The 20,232-nt window shown below is 68.2% G+C and carries 17 protein-coding genes; 9 read left to right on the top strand and 8 right to left on the bottom strand.

The features are described 5' to 3' along the window. Positions 1-47 precede the first annotated feature (47 nt). The 3 genes from CDN36_RS01000 (at position 48) to CDN36_RS00990 (ending at position 4,066) form a co-directional block, all read left to right on the top strand. Entirely contained in the window at positions 48-698 is a 651-nt protein-coding gene (locus CDN36_RS01000) for an HAD-IB family hydrolase (RefSeq protein WP_287495771.1), read from the top strand. Positions 699-719: 21 nt separating this feature from the next. Then, positions 720-2,813, top strand: a complete 2,094-nt coding sequence (locus tag CDN36_RS00995; protein WP_287495770.1) for an FUSC family protein — start codon at positions 720-722, stop codon at positions 2,811-2,813. An 83-nt stretch (positions 2,814-2,896) separates the two neighbouring features. After that, on the top strand, positions 2,897-4,066 hold the full coding sequence (locus CDN36_RS00990; protein ID WP_287495769.1) for a methyltransferase: 1,170 nt from the start codon (positions 2,897-2,899) through the stop codon (positions 4,064-4,066). A 17-nt stretch (positions 4,067-4,083) separates the two neighbouring features. On the opposite strand, the gene CDN36_RS00985 is transcribed toward CDN36_RS00990, so the two are convergent. After that, on the bottom strand, positions 4,084-5,469 hold the full coding sequence (locus tag CDN36_RS00985; protein WP_502920318.1) for a BaiN/RdsA family NAD(P)/FAD-dependent oxidoreductase: 1,386 nt from the start codon (positions 5,467-5,469) through the stop codon (positions 4,084-4,086). 457 nt (positions 5,470-5,926) lie between these two features. Between CDN36_RS00985 and CDN36_RS00980 the strand changes: the two genes are divergently transcribed. Then, positions 5,927-6,676: a class I SAM-dependent methyltransferase gene (locus CDN36_RS00980; protein ID WP_287495767.1), complete on the top strand. Its 750-nt coding sequence runs from the start codon at positions 5,927-5,929 to the stop codon at positions 6,674-6,676. A gap of 75 nt (positions 6,677-6,751) precedes the next feature. On the opposite strand, the gene CDN36_RS00975 is transcribed toward CDN36_RS00980, so the two are convergent. The 5 genes from CDN36_RS00975 to astD all read right to left on the bottom strand — a co-directional run bounded on the left by CDN36_RS00975 (position 6,752) and on the right by astD (position 11,070). Continuing rightward, positions 6,752-6,943, bottom strand: a complete 192-nt coding sequence (locus tag CDN36_RS00975; protein ID WP_150554326.1) for a DUF2964 family protein — start codon at positions 6,941-6,943, stop codon at positions 6,752-6,754. Between the two features lie 152 nt (positions 6,944-7,095). Next, on the bottom strand, positions 7,096-7,305 hold the full coding sequence (locus CDN36_RS00970; protein ID WP_150554325.1) for a DUF2964 family protein: 210 nt from the start codon (positions 7,303-7,305) through the stop codon (positions 7,096-7,098). Positions 7,306-7,567: 262 nt separating this feature from the next. Continuing rightward, positions 7,568-7,870, bottom strand: a complete 303-nt coding sequence (locus tag CDN36_RS00965; RefSeq protein ID WP_150554520.1) for a DUF1488 family protein — start codon at positions 7,868-7,870, stop codon at positions 7,568-7,570. Between the two features lie 252 nt (positions 7,871-8,122). After that, a complete protein-coding gene (astB, locus tag CDN36_RS00960) occupies positions 8,123-9,487 on the bottom strand; it encodes an N-succinylarginine dihydrolase (protein ID WP_287495766.1) in 1,365 nt (454 codons plus the stop codon). A 101-nt stretch (positions 9,488-9,588) separates the two neighbouring features. Next, positions 9,589-11,070 carry a succinylglutamate-semialdehyde dehydrogenase gene (gene astD / locus CDN36_RS00955; RefSeq protein WP_150554323.1) on the bottom strand — a complete coding sequence of 494 codons (1,482 nt, stop codon included), beginning with the start codon at positions 11,068-11,070 and terminating at the stop codon, positions 9,589-9,591. A gap of 144 nt (positions 11,071-11,214) precedes the next feature. Here astD and astE point away from each other — a divergent pair, with 144 nt between their 5' ends. From astE to CDN36_RS00935, 4 genes are all read left to right on the top strand, one after another. Then, positions 11,215-12,282 carry a succinylglutamate desuccinylase gene (gene astE, locus CDN36_RS00950; RefSeq protein WP_287495765.1) on the top strand — a complete coding sequence of 356 codons (1,068 nt, stop codon included), beginning with the start codon at positions 11,215-11,217 and terminating at the stop codon, positions 12,280-12,282. Between the two features lie 81 nt (positions 12,283-12,363). Next, the gene (locus CDN36_RS00945) at positions 12,364-14,052 is read left to right on the top strand and encodes a hypothetical protein (protein ID WP_287495764.1); all 1,689 of its coding nucleotides are present in this window, start codon (positions 12,364-12,366) and stop codon (positions 14,050-14,052) included. Positions 14,053-14,670: 618 nt separating this feature from the next. Beyond that, complete coding sequence (gene ydiK, locus CDN36_RS00940) at positions 14,671-15,918, top strand: AI-2E family transporter YdiK (RefSeq protein ID WP_287495763.1); 1,248 nt, start codon at positions 14,671-14,673, stop codon at positions 15,916-15,918. A gap of 234 nt (positions 15,919-16,152) precedes the next feature. Continuing rightward, positions 16,153-16,404, top strand: coding sequence for a hypothetical protein (locus tag CDN36_RS00935; RefSeq protein WP_287495762.1), 252 nt, complete (start codon positions 16,153-16,155; stop codon positions 16,402-16,404). A gap of 92 nt (positions 16,405-16,496) precedes the next feature. Here CDN36_RS00935 and fahA read toward each other — a convergent pair whose 3' ends face one another. Beyond that, positions 16,497-17,771 (bottom strand): fumarylacetoacetase, encoded by a 1,275-nt coding sequence (gene fahA, locus CDN36_RS00930; protein ID WP_150554318.1) that lies wholly within the window; start codon positions 17,769-17,771, stop codon positions 16,497-16,499. Between the two features lie 93 nt (positions 17,772-17,864). Beyond that, complete coding sequence (gene hmgA, locus CDN36_RS00925) at positions 17,865-19,184, bottom strand: homogentisate 1,2-dioxygenase (RefSeq protein WP_287495761.1); 1,320 nt, start codon at positions 19,182-19,184, stop codon at positions 17,865-17,867. A 113-nt stretch (positions 19,185-19,297) separates the two neighbouring features. On the opposite strand from hmgA, the gene CDN36_RS00920 reads away from it, so the two are divergent. Further along, on the top strand, positions 19,298-20,203 hold the full coding sequence (locus CDN36_RS00920; RefSeq protein WP_287495760.1) for a LysR family transcriptional regulator: 906 nt from the start codon (positions 19,298-19,300) through the stop codon (positions 20,201-20,203). Positions 20,204-20,232 lie beyond the last annotated feature (29 nt).

The raw sequence follows: 20,232 nt of genomic DNA, 5'->3' as shown, positions 1-20,232 counted from the left end.
TCGCCGATTCGCGCGACGCGGCGTCGATCGGCGCGACCTGATCTCGCATGCGCGATTCCTCCATCGTCGCCGCTTTCGATTTCGACGGGACGATTTCCACGACCGACAGCCTGCGTGTGTTCGTGCGCACCACGGTGGGCACGCCGCGCTTCGTTGCCGGCGCGTTGCGCGCGTCGCCATGGCTCATCGGCGCAGCGCTGCGCCTGGTCGATCGCGGCACGGCCAAGGCCGCTTTTCTGCGCGCCTGCTTCGGCGCTCGCACGCGCACACAGCTCGAAGCCGACGCCCAACGTTTCGCGGCGCAGCATCTGCCCGCGCTGATCCGGCCGGAGATGCTCTCGCGCTTGCGCCAGCACCGCGCGCACGGTCATCGGATCGTGCTGGTCAGCGCTTCGCCCGGACTCTACCTGCGCCTGTGGGCCGCGCCGCTCGGGTTTGACGCCGTGCTGAGCACCGAACTCGCCTTCGATGCGCACGATCGCTTCACCGGCGAGTTCGCCCGGCCCAATTGCTGGGGACCGGAGAAGATCCGCCGCCTCGAGGAGTGGTGGCGAGCCGCGCCGCCGCGCGTGCTGTTCGTCTATGGCGACAGCCGCGGCGACAGGGAGATGGCCGAGCGCGCGGACTACGCATGGATCCGCGGTGAGGGCAGGCTGATGCCGCTCACCGATGCCGACGCGCCCTCGCGCGCGTCCTGACGTCTCACCGTTCATGCGCCAATGACGAGCACGCCCGATCCCGGCCGCCGCGTGGCATGGGTGTCGCGACTGACGCGTCTCGAACCCGTGGCGTTTTCGCGCTGGGACGCCGTGCACGCAGCGCTCTCGGTCGCCGTGCCGACAGCCGTCGGCGCCGCGCTGGGCCACGGCGCGGACGCCTCTGTCGTCGCGCTCGGTGCGCTGCCCGCCATCACCGGCGACCGCACCGGTCCGTATCGCGCCCGGGCCCGCTCCATCCTCATCACCATTCTCACCGGCGGCGCCGGCTTTTACGCGGGCATGCTGATCCACGACGTCGGCGTGGCACACCCCTGGCTTGCCCATGTGTTGCTGCAGATCGCGGTTCTCTTGCTCAGTTTTCTCGGTACGTTCGGGAACGTGGCGTCCGCCGCGACGCTGCAAGGCGCGGTGTACCTGATCGTCGGCTGGGGGCTCGCGCTACCGCCGCCGGAGTGGCGCGCACCGTTGCTGCTCGCGGCGGGGGGCCTGTTCAGCATGCTGCTCATGGCCGTGCATTGGCTGCGGCACCCCGGCGCGGCCGAGCGCGATGCCGTGGCCGCCATCTACCAGCAACTCGCCAACGTGCTCGATGCGAGCGGCACGCCTCGGGCGCGCCTGGCGCGGCGCTCGCTCGAGAACGCCATCGCCGCCGCTTACGACACGCTGCTGAGCGCCAGCGCGAGCACCACCAACGGCTGGGACATCCTGGAGCGGCGCGCCGCCCAGATCCTTGCCGCGGAGCCGATTACCGCCGCCGTGATCGGGCTCGCGCAAAGCGGACAGCCGGTGCCGGCGCCGCTCGGGCGCGCCCTCTACGGCATGGCGCGCAGCATTGCCCGGGACCGGCCGGTCGACGTCGACAGTGCGGCCGCCGCGGCCGAAACACACGGCGCTACGGCGTTGAGCGCTGCACTGCACCGCGCGCAGCCGCTTCTCACCGGCGCGGTTCACGCGGCCGAGGCTCCGCTCGTGGCGCTCGCGCGGCATCGGTCCCGCGCGAGCGCCCATGCGCGCTGGACGCCGAAGTGGCCGTGGCCCGACGTGTGGCGCTATCTCGTGCGCATCGGGCTGTGTGTGCTCGTCGCGCAGATCTTCATCGCGGTGACGGCGCTGCCGCGCTCGTACTGGGTGCCGCTGATCGTCGTGGTGATCTTCAAGCCGAACTACGGATCCGTGTTTGCCCGGGCGCTGCAAAGCGGTCTCGGCAGCATTGTGGGCGTGGCGGTATCGGCGGCGGTCGTCGCAATCGATCGCAATGGCGTGGCGAGTCTGGCGTCGCTCGTGCCGCTGGCGGCCTGCCTGCCGTGGGCGCTGCGCCGCAACTACGGGCTTTTCAGCGCGTTGCTGCTGCCGATCCTGATGCTCGTGATGGGCGCGTTGCAACCCGGCAGCCAGGACATTGCGATCGCGCGCTTCGTCGACGCCGTGGCCGCGTGCGCCATCGTGCTGCTCGTGGGCTATCTGCCGTGGGCGAAATGGGAGCGCCGTCAGCTCGATGAACGCGTGGCGAACGCGCTCGACGCGCTCGGCCGCTACGCGGCGCTTGCCTGCACGCACGACGCGGACGCCACCTTCGCCGCCCGCCGCGCCGCATACAAGGCGCTCGACGACACGCGCATCGCGCTGCAACGGGCACTGTCCGAACCGCCGTTAGTGAGCCGCCGCGCGGCACGGTGGTGGCCGGCGCTCGTCTCGCTCGAACGGGTGGCCAACGCGATTACCGACACCGCCGCGCATGGCGACGATCCCGATGCGCCGGTGCATCCCGCCGCGGCCGTGCTAACGCGTCTGGCCGCTGCGCTGCGCCATGGCGGACCGGTCCCGGTCATGGCCGACGCGCCCGTGGCGGGTATCGGGCCCGCGCTGGACACCGCCCTGCGAGAAGCGATCGCGTTGCTCTCTGGTGCCGCCCCGCGCGATGCCTCGCTCGGGCGCACCACGCCCATCGTGTCCACCATGCCCACCATGCCCACCATGCCCACCATGCCCACCAAGCCGAGGGCGCCGACCGGATCTGGCGAGCCGGACGCACCGCAGCCACCGCAGGCACCGGAGGCATCGCTGGGGCCGGAGCGTCCGGTTTCCGGCCGATAGCCCGGCAACACAGGCATAATGCGGACTTCCGGGCGCGCGAGACGCTTTTCCGCGCGCCGCCACGTTTTTCAAAAAGACGCTGCATGAACACTACCCCGACGCTAGCCTGGACCGAAGACGGTCGCCCCGTCACCGCGCGCTGGCGCTCCGAGGCCGGCGTGATGCCGCCGCGTCGCGTCGAAGTCGTCGACGACACGCTCACCGCCGACGACGCCTATCACCTCGCCTGCGGCGGCACCGCACTGCTGTATCGCGGCGACTATCACAACGCTCGCCAGTTGATGCAGGCCATGGCCCGTCGCGTGGACCGCCCGCCTCACCGTCAGCGCCGCAAGTCCGGCGGCAAGGACGCAGCGGCCCCCGCCGGCCCGGCCGACGCGTTCCACAAGCACCGCATGGCGCAGGCGCAACGCGCGCGCATTCTGGGCATGGTGCTCATTGCACTCGAGGCCGATTACGGCATTGCGCTGCGCCGCGCGCCGGACGTGCGCGAGGCCTGCACCGAAGCCTGGGGCGCACCGGACGGGACGCCCTCGGTCGCCTCGCTGCGCGAAGTGCTCGGGTTGATCGGTGCGCACGAATGGCGCAAGAAAGGCGTGACGATTCCGGCACTCGGCGCCTCCATCCATCCGTGGTACGGCGTGTTCTCGCCGGTACGCGGCGAGTATCTCGATCTCGTCGACCAGGCGCCGCTGCCCGACAAGTCGCTGGCGTTCGACATTGGCACGGGAACGGGCGTGATCGCCGCGCTGCTCGCCCGTCGCGGCGTGCAGCACGTCGTGGGTACCGACCGCGATCCGCGCGCGCTCGCGTGCGCGCGCGACAATATCGCGCGCCTGGGCTACGAACGCTCGGTGACGATCGTGGACGCCGATCTGTTTCCCGAGGGCCGTGCACCGCTCGTGGTCTGCAACCCGCCATGGCTGCCCGCCAAGGCCAATGCCCCCATCGAGCGCGCCATCTACGATCCGGACAGCCAGATGCTCAAAGGCTTTCTGAACGGACTCGCCGCACACCTCACACCCGCGGGCGAAGGCTGGCTGATCCTCTCGGATCTGGCCGAGCACCTCGGATTGCGCACGCGCGAGACGCTGCTCTCGTGGATTCACGCGGCGGGGCTGGTCGTGCTGGCGCGCCACGACGTTCGTCCGCGCCATCCCAAAGCCGGCGATGCGGGCGATCCGCTGCATGCCGCGCGGCGCGCCGAAGTCACTTCGCTGTGGCGCCTCGGAGTGCGGCCGGCGCAGTCCTGACCGGGGGCACCGCCCCTTCAGTACCGCTCGCTCGCCTGGCGCAAGGTCTCGAGATAGGCGGCGGCGCCCTGCGCCGCGACACACGCGCTTGCGAAGCACGCCGTGAGCAGGTAGCCGCCGGTCGGGGCCTCCCAGTCGAGCATCTCGCCGGCGAAGAACACGCCGGGCAGCGCGCGCGCCATCAAGCGCTCGTCGAGCGCTTCGAGCGTCACCCCGCCTGCACTGCTGATGACCTCCGCGATCGGGCGCGTGCGTCGCAACGTCAACGGCAAACACTTGATGCCCGCTGCCAGCGCGGCCGGGTCGTCGAACGTGTCGCGAGACAGGCATTCCCGCAGCAGCCCGGCCTTGACCCCGGCGATCCCCAACCGGCTTTGCAGATGGCTCGCCATGGAGCGCGAGCCGCGCGGGCGCGACACTTCGTCGCGCACTCGCTGCGCCGGCCAGTCGGGCAACAGATCGAGATACACCCGAGCGCTGCCTTCGGCGAGGATGGCGTCGCGAATCGGTGCGCACAGGGCGTAGACCAGGCTGCCTTCGATGCCATGCTCGGAGATCACGAACTCGCCCTGTCGCGTGGTGCCATCAGGCAGCGCCATGGTGACCGACTTCACCGGGTGGCCGGCGAACCGTTCGCGCATGTGCGGCGTCCAGTCGATTTCGAAGCCGGCGTTCGCCGGACGCAACGGCGCCACGTCGACGCCATGCTCGCGCAACCAGGGCACCCACGCCGCATCGGAGCCGAGCTGCGGCCAGCTCGCGCCGCCCAATGCCAGCACCACCGCCCTCGCTTGCACCAGGCGCTCGCCCTGCGGTGTCGCCAAGCGAAGCGGCCCAGGCTGCGCGGGCGAGGCCTCGGGCCAGCCGAGCCAGCGGTGCCGCACATGCAGCCGCACGCCGCCCGCGCGCAGGCGTGTGAGCCATGCGCGCAGCAACGGCGCGGCTTTCATGTCGGTGGGAAACACGCGCCCCGACGTGCCGACGAAGGTGTCGACGCCCAGGCGATGCGCCCACGTGCGCACATCGTCCGCGCCGAAATGGCGCAGCCACTGCCCCACGGCCGCGGCGCGCTTGCCGTAGCGGGACACGAACGCGTCCGCGGCCTCGCTGTGCGTGAGATTCATGCCGCCCTTGCCGGCCATCAGGAACTTGCGGCCGACCGACGGCATGGCGTCGAACACGTCCACGCGCCAGCCCGCCGCCGACAGCACTTCGGCCGCCATCAGCCCTGCCGGCCCGGCGCCTATCACGGCGACGTCGGTCGCGAGCGTGGCGGCCGGCGAACTGCCAGAGGCACTTGACGGGGCGGACGGGGCGGACGGGGCGGACGGGGCGGACGGGGCGGACGGGGCGGACGGGGCGGACGGCGCTATGGGGCGCGAGGCGGCGGTAGATGCGGTCATGCTGGGAAGAATGTTGCGGGGGTAAGCCATGGCGGCAGTGGCGCCGGACGCCGTCGGCGCGCCGGTGCCCCCTCGTCGGCATGCGTGACGCCGAAGGTCGTCATTGTCCCATATCGGTGCCAGAGCCGGCACGCGATTCGAAGCCAATACGACACGGGCGGGAAGGCAAGCGCAAAGACAGCAGGAGGACAGCAGGAAGACAGCAGGCAGGCGCCGAATGCAGCTGAATGGGGTCGAATGGCCCCACAGTCGAATGGCCCCACAGTCGAATGGCCCACAAACGGCGCCGCGTGGGGGGCCGAGTGTCCCACCGGGGGCGTCCAGACGCGCCATCGCCTCCGAGAAACCATCCCGTCTTTGGCGTTACAATCGCTCCCCCCGCCTTTGTCGTTTACCGCTGCCGCGCGGCGCGCCGTTGTCCTTCGCGTGCCGCAGCGGCGTCCACCCGGAGTTGCGCATGTCGTCATCCGAAGCCGCGTCGATGGTACGCACCGCCTACGCCAGTTTCGCCGAACGTTACGCAGAAATCGCCCTCACCAAGCCGCACAACGCCCTCTATGAGCGCCCCGCCACGCGCGAATTGCTCGGCAGCAACCTCGACGGTCTGCACGTGCTCGACGCCGGCTGCGGCCCCGGCATCAACAGCGCGTGGCTCGCGCAGCATGGCGCCACGGTGCACGGCATCGATGTCACGCCGGAGATGATCGCGCTCGCGCGCAAGCGCTGCGAAGGAATGGCCGCGACGTTCGACGTGCAGGATCTCGCGCAACCATTCGCCACGCTCGACGACGGCCGCTTCGACGTCGTCCTGAGCGCACTCGCGCTCGACTACGTGGAGGATCTCGCCCCAACGTTCCGCGAGTTCGCTCGGGTGGCAAGACCGGGCGCGACCCTCGTGTGGTCGATGGCGCACCCCATGCGCGACTGGCTCGACGAGCGCACACACCGCAATCGCCCCTACTTCGAGACGACCCGCTTCGGCATGTACTGGAGCGGTTTCGGTGAGCCGAAGCCGTTCGTGCAATCGTTCCGACGCCCGCTCGCCGACATTCTCAATGCAGCGGCCGGCGCGGGTTGGCAATTCGAACGGATGGTGGAACCGCGGCCGCAGCCGGAAATGAAGCGCGTCGACCCGCGGCTTTACGGCGAGTTGTCGCAGGTGCCGGCGTTTCTGTGCGTGCGCGCGCGCCGCGCGCCGGTTGCATAGACGGACAGCCCGGGCCCCTTAAGCGCGGCGCATCCATGAAGACCGCGCGCGGGGCGCCCAAGCGGGCGCGATGTTTCAGGACTCGTCTCGCGCGCCCCAGGGAATGAGCATCGTCGCCGTGGTGGTCGCCCCCAGGAGGACGGCTGCCACGCCGTAACGCGCAATTTCGTGGAGATTGAACAGCAGGCCATGGAGGGTGGCAAAGATGCCGCCCAGCATCACGAATGCCGCGACGGACGCGATGAACACGCGGATATCGGAGCACATACATCACCTCACAACGAGGCCACGCCCGTTGCGAAGCGCTGTGGCGCAGGGCTCCTTGCGGACCCGCGCGAGCCGTGCAATGCCGGCTGGGCTTCGGCGGCGTCCCTCCACTTCAGTGTAGGACGCGCTGCGCCGAACGGCAGGCCGCGGACTCAGGGTTTGCCGGCGGTGTCGCGTTCCTCGTCGCGGGCCCACGGCGTGAGCATCACCACGATGAAGAGGATCCCGAACAGCACGGTGACGATGCCGCCGTTCATGACCTGCGTCCTGTCGTACAACAAACCGTGGATGGTGGCGAATGCGCCCGCCAGCGTCATGAAGGCCGCGATCGAGGCGATGACGACACGGAATTCCGAGCCCATGGCGACTCCTTGTAGTGTAGTTATCGACAATGGCACCGTCCGCAGACCGGTTGGGACGTTCTCCCGAACGGCAATATCAGTGTACGCCGAAAGCGGAGCACCGAGCATGACGGTGGCGCCCTGTCCCCTCCGGCATTTGACGCAGGTCAACGAGCGCGTCCGGCCGGGCGGTTTCGGCGGAGTGCCGAAACCGAAACGGCGAGGGCGCGCGACATGCCGCGCCAGGACTGGGCCGCGATGGAACCGCAGACGCCGGCGCGGCTTATCGCCGGGCCTCCTGGCGCTTGGCCTCGCGAACCCAGCGGAAATGCCCGCTGCGCAACAACACCGGGCCTGATAGCCCCATGGAAAGATATTGCTTGGTGAGCGCTTCGATGTCGGTACGACCGTGCTCGAAGGCATGAAGCAGATCGTCGGCGCGCGCGGAATGGGCGCCGAAGTGGTCCTCCAGCGCCTCGGCCGACACCGCGCAGTCGATCGGCCGCCCGTTGACGACGACGGCAAACTCGATCGTCAGGTCTTCGTAGTTGAACACGGGTCGGTGATCCGGAAACTCGATTTGCATGGCGGCACCCCCGGTTGGACGAAATGACGCGATCGACGTGTCGGCCGACACGTTCCATCCAGCATAGCGCATCGCTGCGGATTCGGAAAATCGCGTCGCCAATCGGTTCGCGCGCAGCGATTGGCGAGAGGTCTGTCAGTCTCATCATCGAGAATCAACATCAACAAATCCCCTTATCCCATTGTTTTTTATCGGCTTTATAAAATTCACCAACGATCATCTCGCCGGCCGGCCGTCGCCCCCCCAGGCCCACTACACGTCTCGCTGGAACGGATAGAGGCCGCCGCCCAACCCCAGCAGACGTGTCAGCTCGTCGAGCGCCGTCCGGCATTCATCGAGCAGCGCAGGATCCGCCAGATCCTCCACCGCCAACCGGTCGCGGTAATGGCGCTTCACCCAGTCGGTCAGCGCGGCATAGCGCGCCTCGTCGATCCATAGCCCGGCGTTCACCGCCTTGCGTTCTTCGTCGGTGAGCACCACGCGCAGACGCAGGCATGCCGGTCCCCCGCCGTTGCGCATGCTCTCGCGCAGATCGAACACATGCAGCTCACGGATGGGCCCGCCGCTGGCGACGAGCGATTCGAGGTAGCGCCAGACCGCGGGACGCTCGCGGCACTCCTGCGGCACGACCAGACGCATGCCGCCCCCCGCCTGCGGCGACCGGGCGAGCAACTGGCTGTTGAAGAGATAGCTGCCGACGGTGTCTTCGATGGAGACGTCCGCCGTCGCGACTTCGATGACCTCGAGCGCCACGCCCCGCGCGGCGAGCCGCTCGCGCAACGTGGCCAGGACTGCCGGTTGATCGACGAACGCCTGCGCATGGCAGAACAGCACGTTGCCGTTGCCGACCGCGATCACATCGTTGTGGAACACGCCCGCGTCGATGGCGTCGGGGTGCTGCTGCGCGAAAACCACATCGTCGTCTGCCAGCCCGTGCAGGCGCGCGATCGCCTGGCTTGCCTGCAGGGTCTGGCGCGCGGGAAACCGGCGCGGCGCCGGCGCACTGGCCAGATCGTCCCGGCCGTACACAAAGAGCTCGACGCCGCGCTCGCCGTAGGCGCTGCAAAATCGCGTATGGTTGGCAGCCCCCTCGTCACCCAACGACGGCCAGCCGGGCAACGCGGCGTGATGCGCGAAGCGCGATTCGTCGGGGAAAGCGGCACGCAGGATGCGCGATGTCGTCTCATGCTCGATCGCCCGATGCAGCTTGCTGCACAGATTCGCCGCCGTGAAATGTACGCGAGCGTCGGCCGTGTCCGCCGACGGGCTGACGGTGGCCGCGTTGGCCGTCCACATGCTCGCGGCCGAGCTTGCCGCGCCAAGCAACGCCGGTGCGGTGCGCGCCGCCTCTCGGATCACGGCGCGGTCATTCCCCGAGAAGCCTAACGTGCGTAGCAACGCGACCGAGGGACGCTCTTGCGGCGGCAGCACGCCCTGGGCGTATCCCAGGTCCGCCAGTGCCTTCATCTTCGCGAGCCCCTGCAGGGCTGCCTCACGAGGATTCGACGTGCGGTTCGCATTGTTCGCCGAGGCCACGTTGCCGAACGACAAACCTGCGTAGTTGTGGGTGGGGCCGACCAATCCGTCGAAGTTTGCTTCGAAGGCAAGACGCGTCATGTCAAATCCTGAAATCAGTAAAGACCAAACAAGTCCCTCTCGGCAGGCGACGTCGTGCCGCGTCGGATGACGTCGGGCGTCGCCCGCCCACCGCGCGCCTCTCAGGCGCCGCCGAAGTCCAGTCCCGGGCTCAGGCGCTCGGGCATCGCGACGTGCGTCGCTTCCATCGACGCCATCGGATAGGCGCAATAGTCCGCCGCGTACCACGCGCTGGGCCGGTGATTGCCGGACAATCCTACGCCGCCAAACGGCGCGGCGCTCGCGGCGCCGGTCGTCGGCCGGTTCCAGTTGACCACGCCGGCGCGGATCTCTTCGACGAACTGCGCATAGCGGGCGGGATCGTCCGTCAGCAGGCCGGCGGCCAGCCCATAGCGCGTGCGGTTGGCCAGCGCGATCGCGTGTTCGAAGGTGTCGTAGCGAATGACCTGCAGCAGCGGTCCGAAATATTCGTCGTCGGGCAGCGCGTCGCGCGCGGCGATGGCCGTCACGTCGATCAGTCCCGGCGTGAGCAGCGCGCTGCGCCCGTCGGGTTGCGAGAGCGGCACGATGACACGCGCGCCGAGCGACATCAGCCCAGCCTGCGCTTCGGTCATGCGGCGCGCCGCCCGTAGCGACACCACCGCGCCCATGAAGGGCTGCGGTTCTGCATCGTACCGTCCGACATGGATGCGTTGCGTGACGAACGCCAACCGCTCCACGAACGCGTCGCCCTGCGGGCCGCGCGGCACCAGCAAACGTCTCGCGCACGTGCAGCGCTGGCCGGCCGACAGAAACGCCGACTGGATCGTGACGTGCACGGCGGCATCGATATCCGCCGGTGCATCGACGATCAGCGGGTTGTTGCCGCCCATCTCGAGCGCAAGGATCTTGTCCGGCCGTCCCGCGAACTGCTGATGCAACGCGCGACCGCCAGCGGAGCTCCCGGTAAAGCACAGACCGTCGATGCCGTCATGCGCGGCGAGCGCCGCCCCGGTGTCGCGTCCGCCCTGCACCAGATTGAGCACGCCAGGCGGCAGGCCCGCCTCGATCCAGCACTGCATCGTTCGCTCGGCCACGCCGGGTGCGAGCTCGCTCGGCTTGAAGACGACCGTATTGCCGGCGAGCAAGGCCGGCACGATATGGCCGTTGGGAAGATGCCCCGGAAAGTTGTACGGTCCGAGGACGGCCATCACACCATGCGCCCGATGGCGCACGACGCTCCGGGCGTCGGCGAGTTCGCTGCGCCGCTCGCCGGTGCGCTCGTGATAAGCCTTCGCCGAATGGCCCACCTTGGCGGCCATCGTCGCCACTTCCGTCCGTGCTTCCCAGAGCGGTTTGCCGGTTTCGCGACCGATGGCGTCGGCAAGCGTTTCGGCATGCGTTACCACGATGGACGCGAAGCGCTCGAGGATCGCGAGCCGCGCTTCGGCGCCACGGCGCGACCAGTCGCGCTGCGCCTGACGCGCGGCCCGCACGGCGGCGTCGACGTCGTTGGCGTCGGCCGCGCGACCGCGCCAGACGACATCACCCGACATCGGGTCCAGAGAACGGAACTCGGCGCCGTCGGCAGCGCGCCAGACGCCTTCGATGTACAGATCGGTCATGAACGGCCCCCCTGAGGCCACGCCCGAAGGCGCGGCGTGCGATGCGGATCATGATGACACGGATTGCATGGCCGGAACATCATGTGACGATCCCGGCTCGGACACGCATAGAATACGAATTTGGTTTTCCTGGAGATCCTCGCCATGACGCCCGTCTCTCGTTCGGCCCTGCGCGACTGGCTCAGCGATGTGCTCGACGCGCGTGACACCAGCCCCGGCGCGGGCGTCGATCCGTGCGGTGTGCGCTGGCGGCGCCACGCACACGGCGTGCTGGAGCTGGCGCCGGCCGCGAGGGCCGGCGCCGACGGTGATGATGGTGGTGGCGCGTCCGATGTCATCTTACGTGGCCATCGCTTCGACGCGATCCTGTCCTGCGGCATTCATGGCGACGAAACGGCGCCCATCGAAATCGTCGACGGCATCCTTCGCGATATCGCCGACGCTCGCCTGACGCTGCGCGAGCGCGTTCTCGTCGTGCTTGGCAATCCCGAGGCCGTGCGCGCCGGCAAGCGATATCTCGAATACGACCTCAACCGGCTCTTCCAGGGCGCACATGCCAAACGCGCCGAGTCACCAGCAGTGCAGCGCGCCCGAGAGCTCGAAGTGATCGTGGCGCAGTTCTTCGCCGGCGTGGACGGTGTACGCAGGGTGCGCCGGCACGTCGATATGCACACCGCCATTCGCGCATCGCTCTACCCGCGCTTCGCGGTGGTGCCGAGCACGCCGCAACACGCGGCCAGCGACGCCTGGGTCGCGACGCTCGCGGCCGCCGGCATCGAAGCGGTCGTGCTCACCGATCAGCCGTCGGCGACGTTCTCCTACTACACGTGCGCGCGCTTCGGCGCCGAGAGCTGCACGCTGGAACTCGGCAAGGTCGCCCCGTTCGGGCAGAACCAGCTTGCGGACTTCGCCGGTATCGACGCGGCCTTGCGCCGCTGGTTGTCGGGCGGCGAGATGGGCGAACGCGACGACGCACGGACGACCGGCCCGCGCCGGTTTCGCGTGGCCGCGGAAATCGTGCGCCGTACCGACGCCTTCGTGCTCGACGTGCCTGCCGACACGCCAAACTTCACGCCCTACCCCGCAGGCACCGTACTCGCACGCGATGGTGAAAACACGTACACCGTCTCGCACCCCGAGGAGCGCATCGTGTTTCCCAATCCGAACGTGGCGAACGGATTGCGCGCGGGCGTGATGGTAGTGCCGGAGTGATCCGGCGGTCGAGCGCATACGAGCGGTTGCGCTACCGTATCGGGATTATGGCGCCGAAGGTGTCGCGCCGGGAACGAGCGCATGGCCGCACATGGCAGTGACGGCCGTTCGCGCGAGACAGCGCGCGCCGCCGTGTACGCACAAACGCGGCTTAACGTCTTCAAACGCCTGTCGGAGCGTCGTCATCACACAGGGATGCGCGTAGCATCGCCCGTTCTTTTCCCACGAGAAGGCGCCGCACGAGTATCCGCACCGAGCCCAGCCGAGCCCTGCTGCGGTCCGAGCCGATCCGCCATCGACGACATGCCCCACGGTTTATTGCATTCCCTGAATTGCCGCACCCGCTCCACGAGTTTCAGCGCCGACGCGCCCGAACGCATGCCCTGCACGGCGTCGCCCCGTCACCTCGCCGCCGATCTCGCCCTCGTGCAACAGCAGATGGCCATCTCGTGCGCCCACGCCTGCCGGAAAGTCGACGTCAATGGCAACTCGCCCGGCCTCGCGTCCGACGGCGTCGAATTCGCGCTCGCTGCCCGGCATGTCGCCAACGTGCGGCCGGACCGCGACGGCCGCGCCGTCGCCGGTCTGCGCGGCGAGCGCGGCGACACGTTCACGCGGGCGCAGCATATCTACGCAGCGTTGCGTGATGAGATCGCTGCGCCGGCGCTGCGGCGCCGCGTACATCCGCGGCAACCCGGAAGCGCCGCGGGGCCAGGTATTCAGAGCGCGCGACGCGAGGCCGCGGTGCAAGACCCCGTGCTGTCATTGCCATGGTACGAAACGCTGCAACCGCACCTGCGTGCAGAGGCGCAAGCGCTTGCGCAACGTGGGCTCGATGCGCCCGACGTCCGTCGCCGCTTCGATGCGCTCATGCGGCATGAACGTCCGGGCCTCTGCCTGCGTTCCCTGCGTATAGGCATGGAGCGCGATGCGCTGCCGTTCGCCGTGGGCTCGACGCTGATCGCGCTGCTCGTCGACAGCGTAGACCCCGAGCGCACGCAGGCCGCGTTGTGGCCCGCGGTGGAAGCGGCTGGCGTCGTCCTCATCAGCCTGATGGGCATGGCCCGCTTCAATGCGTGCCACCCGGCACTTCGCAAGAAGGTCACGCGCATGACGCCCGCGCAGGGTCAGGAAGCGCTGAGTTGGGTACTGCGCCACCCCGCGCGTGAGGTTCTCGCCCATGTCGTGGGGTTCGTGCTCTGTTACGGCGTGATACGAAACGGTGCGCGGCTGGGCATGGAGGCAGGGCTGTCCGCCGCGCTTCCCGGCATGATGTCGCACCGGTTCGCCAACACGATTCACGCCGCGCTCGAAATTCTCCTCGCCCCGATTCCCGGCATGCTGTTGCAGCCGACGATCGAACGAATCAGCATGCCCGCCGAGGATGCGCGACTGGAACTGCTCCTCCAGGACCGGTTTGCGGATCTGGTCGCCGACGCCTGTGCCGGTGCCCGTGCGAACGTCGCAGCGCCCGACGGGTGGTCCGTCTTCTGGCGCGAGATGAGGCTGCTCCTCGCGTCGGCGGCGCCTCGCGCCATATGGCTCACGCTGACGCTCGGATTCTATTTCCTGGCATCGCTGCACGACGGCGCCTGTGCCACCAGAGCCACCGGAGCCACCGGAGCCGCCGATGACCCTTCGCCGGGCGCCGGCGAGAATTCGACGGCATCGCCCGCCCGGTCCGATGACGTGGACGTGGGCATCGACTGGCACACGCAGGCGCTTCTCGCGACGATCTACGGCACGATCGCAACGGCCATCGGCCTGTAGGGCGTGGCTGCGCGACACGGGGACATCAGCACGGCCTACATGCGACGGCGCGGGCGGCCCAAGATCAGCACCATCACCCTCGCCTCGCAGGCGGACTCGGGCCTTTCGTCCTCGGGCTCGTTCTGCGGCATGGCGGCGGATCGGGACGACGCGCTCGGCCCCGATGTGTCGAACGAGGCGTGCGGGAACACCTCTGGCGGCACGCCGGAGAACGCCGGAGCCCGGGCGCCGATCGGAGAAATGCCCGGCGCCGGCGAATGCCATGGGAGTCTCGGGACCGTCTCGCCGACGCGGTCGCCGCCGTCGGCGGCGTCAGTACCGGCAGGACCGGCAGCACCCGCGGCACGCCGGCATGGGACCATGGTCGCACCGGCCGGCATACCGCCGCACGGCATGGGCGGCTCGAGCGATTTCGAGCGCGGCGCCACGGCCGGCGACGCGCACGGCACGGATCGCGCGCCTGCTTCGATGACGGCTTTGTGACGAAGTGTTGCGACGCACTTGCCGTGCCTGCCCCGGCGTGGCATCTTCCTTCACGAGCGCGCCCGCTGCGCACGAATGCGCTCGACGGACGCGGCTTTGCCGCGCGCCTTTCTTTCCCCGCCCGCAGGAGCGCCTATGTTTTCCACCACCCCGAGTGAGCTGGCCCGCAATCTGCTGATCATCCTGGTGCTCAGCCTGTTGATGATCGGTACGCTTTGGGTTCTGCTGCCATTCCTGCCCGCGCTGATCTGGGCGGTGACGATCGTCGCCTCCACCTGGCCGATGCTCATTGGCCTGCAACGCCGCCTCTGGGGCCGCCGCTGGCTCGCCACCACCGTGATGATCATCGCGATGTTGATTATCGTCGTCGCCCCGCTGACGGCGGCGATCGGCACACTCATCGGACACGCGAGCGACATCAGCGAACAGGTTCATTCGATCGGCCAGCGCGGTCTTCCCATGCCGCCCGACTGGCTCGCGCGCATTCCGGTGATCGGCCAGCGCGCCAGCGACGAATGGCAGGCCCTGGCCGCCGCCGGCCCGGGCGGTCTCGTCGCCAAGGTGCAGCCCTACGCAGTCAAGGCGGCGTCATGGGGCTTCGCGAAGCTCGGGTCGATCGGCCTGCTCTTCGTCCACCTGGGGCTGACGCTGATCATCTCGGCCATCCTGTTCATGCAGGGCGAGCACGCGGCGCGCGCACTTATCCGCATGGCGCGGCGTCTGGGAGGCGATCGCGGCGAGGAATCGGTGCGGCTGGCCGGCATGTCGATTCGCGCGGTGGCGCTCGGCATCGTGGTGACGGCCGTGACGCAATCGCTGCTCGGCGGCCTGGGACTGTGGCTGACCGGCGTGCCGCTGCCCGGCTTCCTCACGGCGCTCATGCTGGTGCTGTGCATCGCGCAAATCGGGCCTTTCCCGGTACTGCTCTCGAGCGTGGCATGGCTCTACTGGCAGGACAGCCCCACGCTGGCAACCCTGTTGCTCGTGTTATCGGTCTTCATCGGCATGCTCGATAACGTCATGCGCCCGATGCTCATTCGCCGCGGTGCGGATCTGCCGATGACGCTGATTCTCGCCGGCGTGCTCGGCGGCATGCTGACGTTCGGCATCGTCGGCCTGTTCGTCGGCCCCGTCATTCTCGCCGTGACATACACGCTGCTCACCGCCTGGATCAACGAGGGCCTGAACCGGCCGATGATGGCGCCGACCGGGGCGCCGGCCGGGGCAACGACCGGGGCAGCGACTGAGGCGGCGACAGTCCCGCCGGAAACGTCGACGGGCCCGGGGCCGAACACGCGCGCAGCCGAACCTTCGGCACCGGTATCGGCCTCGGCCTCCGCATCGGCAAGCAAGGCGGCGGACCGCGAAGAGACGCGCGGCTGACGGCACGATTCCGGCAGCGCCGCCGACCCCGCCACGGGACAGGCATACAAGGGCGGCATGAGTGGCGCATGAGTGGCGCATGAGTGGCGCACGAGCGGCGGCACAGTACGGTCCCTCCCCGTCTCGGCGCCGATGTCACGCAAAGCGGACGCATTTTTCGGATCGCTTCACCTGTCGCCAAACGGCCCGGCATGGCTTAATGGTCTCGTCATCACACGATGCCGGGAGCATTCAATGCCCAATACCTCACCCCATCAGGACATCACCCAGCCCAAGCGGCGATCGCTTCGCGTGCCCCGTCGCGCGCGGCTTGGCGACCCGCCGCTACTGCGACGCGTCGGCGATGAGCTCGCCTACACGCCAACGCGCTGCCGCGTCACCGCCAGCCTGAGCATCCGGCGCCTGAGCGAGTGGTGGCAGCATCTCGCACCGGCGGAGCGCACCGACGCCTGCATGCATATGCCAACGCATGAGTCACCAAAGTGAAACGCGCCGACCGACGAAGCGGTACGGCGCGTGTTCGGTGCATGTTCCGCTTGAGCGTATTCGCCCGGGCGGTGTGCAGGCGGCGCAGCGGATTATCGCGCCCTAGCCGGCAAAATCTTGCCGCTGACTTCGCCGAAGCCCACGCGATAGCCATCGCCCTGGCACCAGCCGGCCATCACGATGGTGTCGCCATCTTCGATGAACGAGCGCTTCGCGCCGCTGGCGAGCGTGATCGGATTCTTGCCGTTCCAGGTGAGTTCGAGCAGGCTGCCGAACGAGTCCGGCGTCGGTCCGCTGATCGTGCCCGAACCCATCAGATCGCCCACGCGGACGTTACAACCCGACACGGTGTGGTGCGCGAGCTGCTGCGCCATGCTCCAGTACATGTAGCGGAAGTTGGTGCGGCAAATCGACGTCGCCTGCGCATCGCCCTCGGCTCGCATCAGCACTTCGAGTTCGATGTCGAACGCATGCTTGCCCGGTTGTTGCAGATACGAAAGCGGCTGCGGCGTCTGTTCCGGACCGGCGACACGGAAAGGCTCGAGCGCCTCCATGGTGACCACCCACGGCGAAATGGACGTACCGAACGTCTTGGCGTTGAACGGGCCGAGCGGCACGTATTCCCACTGTTGCAGGTCGCGGGCCGACCAGTCGTTGAGCAACACCATGCCGAAGATGGCCGCCTCTGCCGCCTCGATGCCGAGTGCCTCGCCGAGCGACGTGTCACGACCGACGATGAAGCCGGTCTCGAGCTCGAAGTCGAGCTTGCGGCACGCATCGAAGATCGGACGCGGTTGGTCCGGCAGCTTGATCTGTCCGTTCGGACGATGGATGTCGGTGCCGCTCACGACCACCGAGCTGGCACGGCCGTTGTAGCCGATCGGGATTTCGAGCCAGTTTGGCAGCAACGCGTTGGCCGGGTCGCGGAACATGCTGCCCACGTTCGTGGCATGCTCTTTCGACGAGTAGAAGTCGGTGTAGCCCGGTACTTGCACCGGCAGATGCAGCGTTGCGTCGGCCAGGGGCACGAGCGCCTGCGCACGCAAGGCGGCGTTATCGCGCAGCGCGGCGTCACCGTCGGCGGCGAGCAGCGAGGTCAGACGCGCGCGCGTGGCGCGCCATGCCGCACTGCCCAACGACACGAAAGCGTTGATCGACGACTGGCCGAAAACGGGTGCATCGCCCGCGGCAAGCACGCCGGCAGCCTCGAGAGCGGCCAGGTCGAGCACCTGGTCGCCGATAGCCACGCCCACGCGCGGCGACGGGTTCGCCTGCGTCGAGAACACGCCATACGGCAGGTTTTGCAGCGGGAAGTCCGTCACGCCAGTGTTGGCGGACGCGACCCAGCTTTGCGGGAGAGCAGACATGTGAATTCCTTTTTCGGAGAAGTGCTGCGGCCGGCACGGCGCACGACGCGCGGGGCCGGCCGTCCAAAGGGGGGGGTCGTTAGCCGACGCCGCTTATTTCTGGTTCGGGTTGAAGTGCTTCTTCAGGCCTTGCCAGCACGTGTAGTAGTTGCCTTGCAGTTGCTTCGACTCCAGCGCGAAGCGCGTGGGACGAATGACCGCGGGCGTCTCGAACATGAAGGCCATCGTGGCGTCTACCTTGTGGGGCTTGGTCGTATCGGCCGCGGACGCCTTCTCGAACGTATCCGCATCGGGGCCGTGGCCCGACATGCAGTTGTGCAGGCTAGCACCGCCCGGCACGAAGCCCTCGGCCTTCGCGTCGTACACGCCGTGGATCAGGCCCATGAATTCGCTGGCGACGTTGCGATGGAACCAGGGCGGGCGGAACGAATGTTCCATGGCGAGCCAGCGCGGCGGGAAGATCACGAAATCGATGTCGTCGACGCCCGGCGTGTTGCTCTGCGACTGCAGCACCAGGAAGATCGACGGATCCGGATGGTCGTAACTGATCGAGCCGATGGTGTTGAAGCGGCGCAGATCGTACTTGTACGGCGCATAGTTGCCGTGCCATGCCACCACGTCCAGCGGCGAATGGCCGATGTCGGCGCGCCAGAGCGCGCCGCAGAACTTGGCCACCAGTTCGAAGTCGCCTTCGACGTCCTCGTAGGCGGCGACCGGCGTGAGGAAGTCGCGCGGGTTGGCCAGGCCGTTCGAGCCGATCGGGCCAAGGTCCGGCAAACGGAACAAGGCCCCGTAGTTTTCGCAGACATAACCGCGAGCGCGGCCGTCGGGCAGCGTGACGCGAAAACGAACGCCGCGCGGCAATACCACGATCTCGTATGGCTCGACCTCGAGCACGCCGAATTCGGTCGCGATACTCAGCCGGCCCTCCTGAGGCACAACCAGCATTTCGCCGTCGGCGTTGTAGAAGAAGCGGCCTTCCATCGACTTGTTGGCCGCGTACAGATGAATGCCGCAACCGTGGCCGGCGTCCGGACTGCCGTTGCCTGCCATCGTGACCATGCCGTCGACGAAATCGGTCGGCGCATCGGGCATCGGCAGTGGGTCCCAGCGCAATTGGTTGGGCGGCGTCGGGACGTCGCCGAAGCGGCTCAACCAGCGCGCCTGCTCGATGGCCGTGAACGGCTGATGCACGGCGGCCGGGCGAATGCGATACACCCACGAGCGGCGGTTATGGCCGCGCGGCGCCGTAAATGCGGTGCCCGAGAGTTGTTCCGCGTAGAGCCCATACGGCGCGCGCTGCGGCGAGTTCTGTCCGATGGGTAGCGCACCGGGCAAGGCCTCGGACGCGAATTCGTTGGCGAACCCGGACAAATAACCCAGTTCCCCCTGGATTTGATCGGCTTGGCGCATGACTTGCCTCGTCTCCTGATTTCGAATGCGACCATTGTCCGACAAGCGATCACATTTTGCGATATAAATAGACAAATCCACTATATTCACAGCATGAATAGATCAACCGCACCATGATTTCCTTGCGCGATGTCGATTTGAACCTGTTGGTCGTCTTTCATTCGGTGCTCACGCATCGGAGCATCTCGCAGGCCGCGCGCGAACTCGGCCTGTCGCAGCCCGCCGTCAGCAACGGTCTGGCCCGCCTGCGCCAGACGTTTGGCGACGAGCTGTTCACGCGCACGGGGGCTGGCATGCAGCCCACGCCGTTCGGCGAGGCGTTGGCCGAGCCGGTGTCGGCCGCATTGGCGGGGATTTCGCGCGCGATCAATCATCGCGAGGCGTTTGATCCCGCCAGCAGCCAGCGCGCCTTCACGCTGGCAATGACGGATGTCGGGGAGGTGTACTTCATGCCGGCGCTCGTCGACCTGTGCACCCGGCTCGCGCCGGGCGTTCGGATCAGCACGGTGCGCGCGACGTTGCCGGATCTGAAGGAAGAGATGGCTGCAGGCCGTATCGACCTCGCGGTTGGCGCGTTCGACGATCTCACCGGCCCCTTTTTCCAGCGGCGCCTCTTTCGGCAGCAGTACGTCAGCATGTTTCGCATCGGGCATGCATTGGACAGGCCGGGCGTGGGACTTGCGGACTTCCAGGCGGCGCGGCACTTGTTCGTGTCGACGGGCGACAATCCCTACGCTCGCGTCAATCAGTTGCTTGCACAAGCCGGCTTCGGCGCGGACGCCAACTTCTGGGTGCCGCACTTCATTGCCGTGCCCTATGTCGTGAGCGTCAACGATCTCGTGGTGACCGTGCCGCAAAAATTCGCCGAACGCGCCGCGGAGCCGTTCGGGCTGCGTTTCGTCAAGCCGCCGCTACGGCTTCCGGCGCTGCAGACGAACGTGTTCTGGCATCGCCGGTATCATCAGGACGCCGGCAATCAGTGGCTGCGGCAGATCGTCTCGGAGCATTTCGTGGAGTAGCGCGGCGCGCGCGGCCAGTCGGCGTCGCC

Source organism: Pandoraea sp. CB10b_02 (assembly GCF_002216225.1).
Classification (GTDB): domain Bacteria; phylum Pseudomonadota; class Gammaproteobacteria; order Burkholderiales; family Burkholderiaceae; genus Pandoraea; species Pandoraea nosoerga.
The sequence above is the reverse complement of the archived record's forward strand: the minus strand, read 5'-3'. Positions and strand labels throughout refer to the sequence as shown.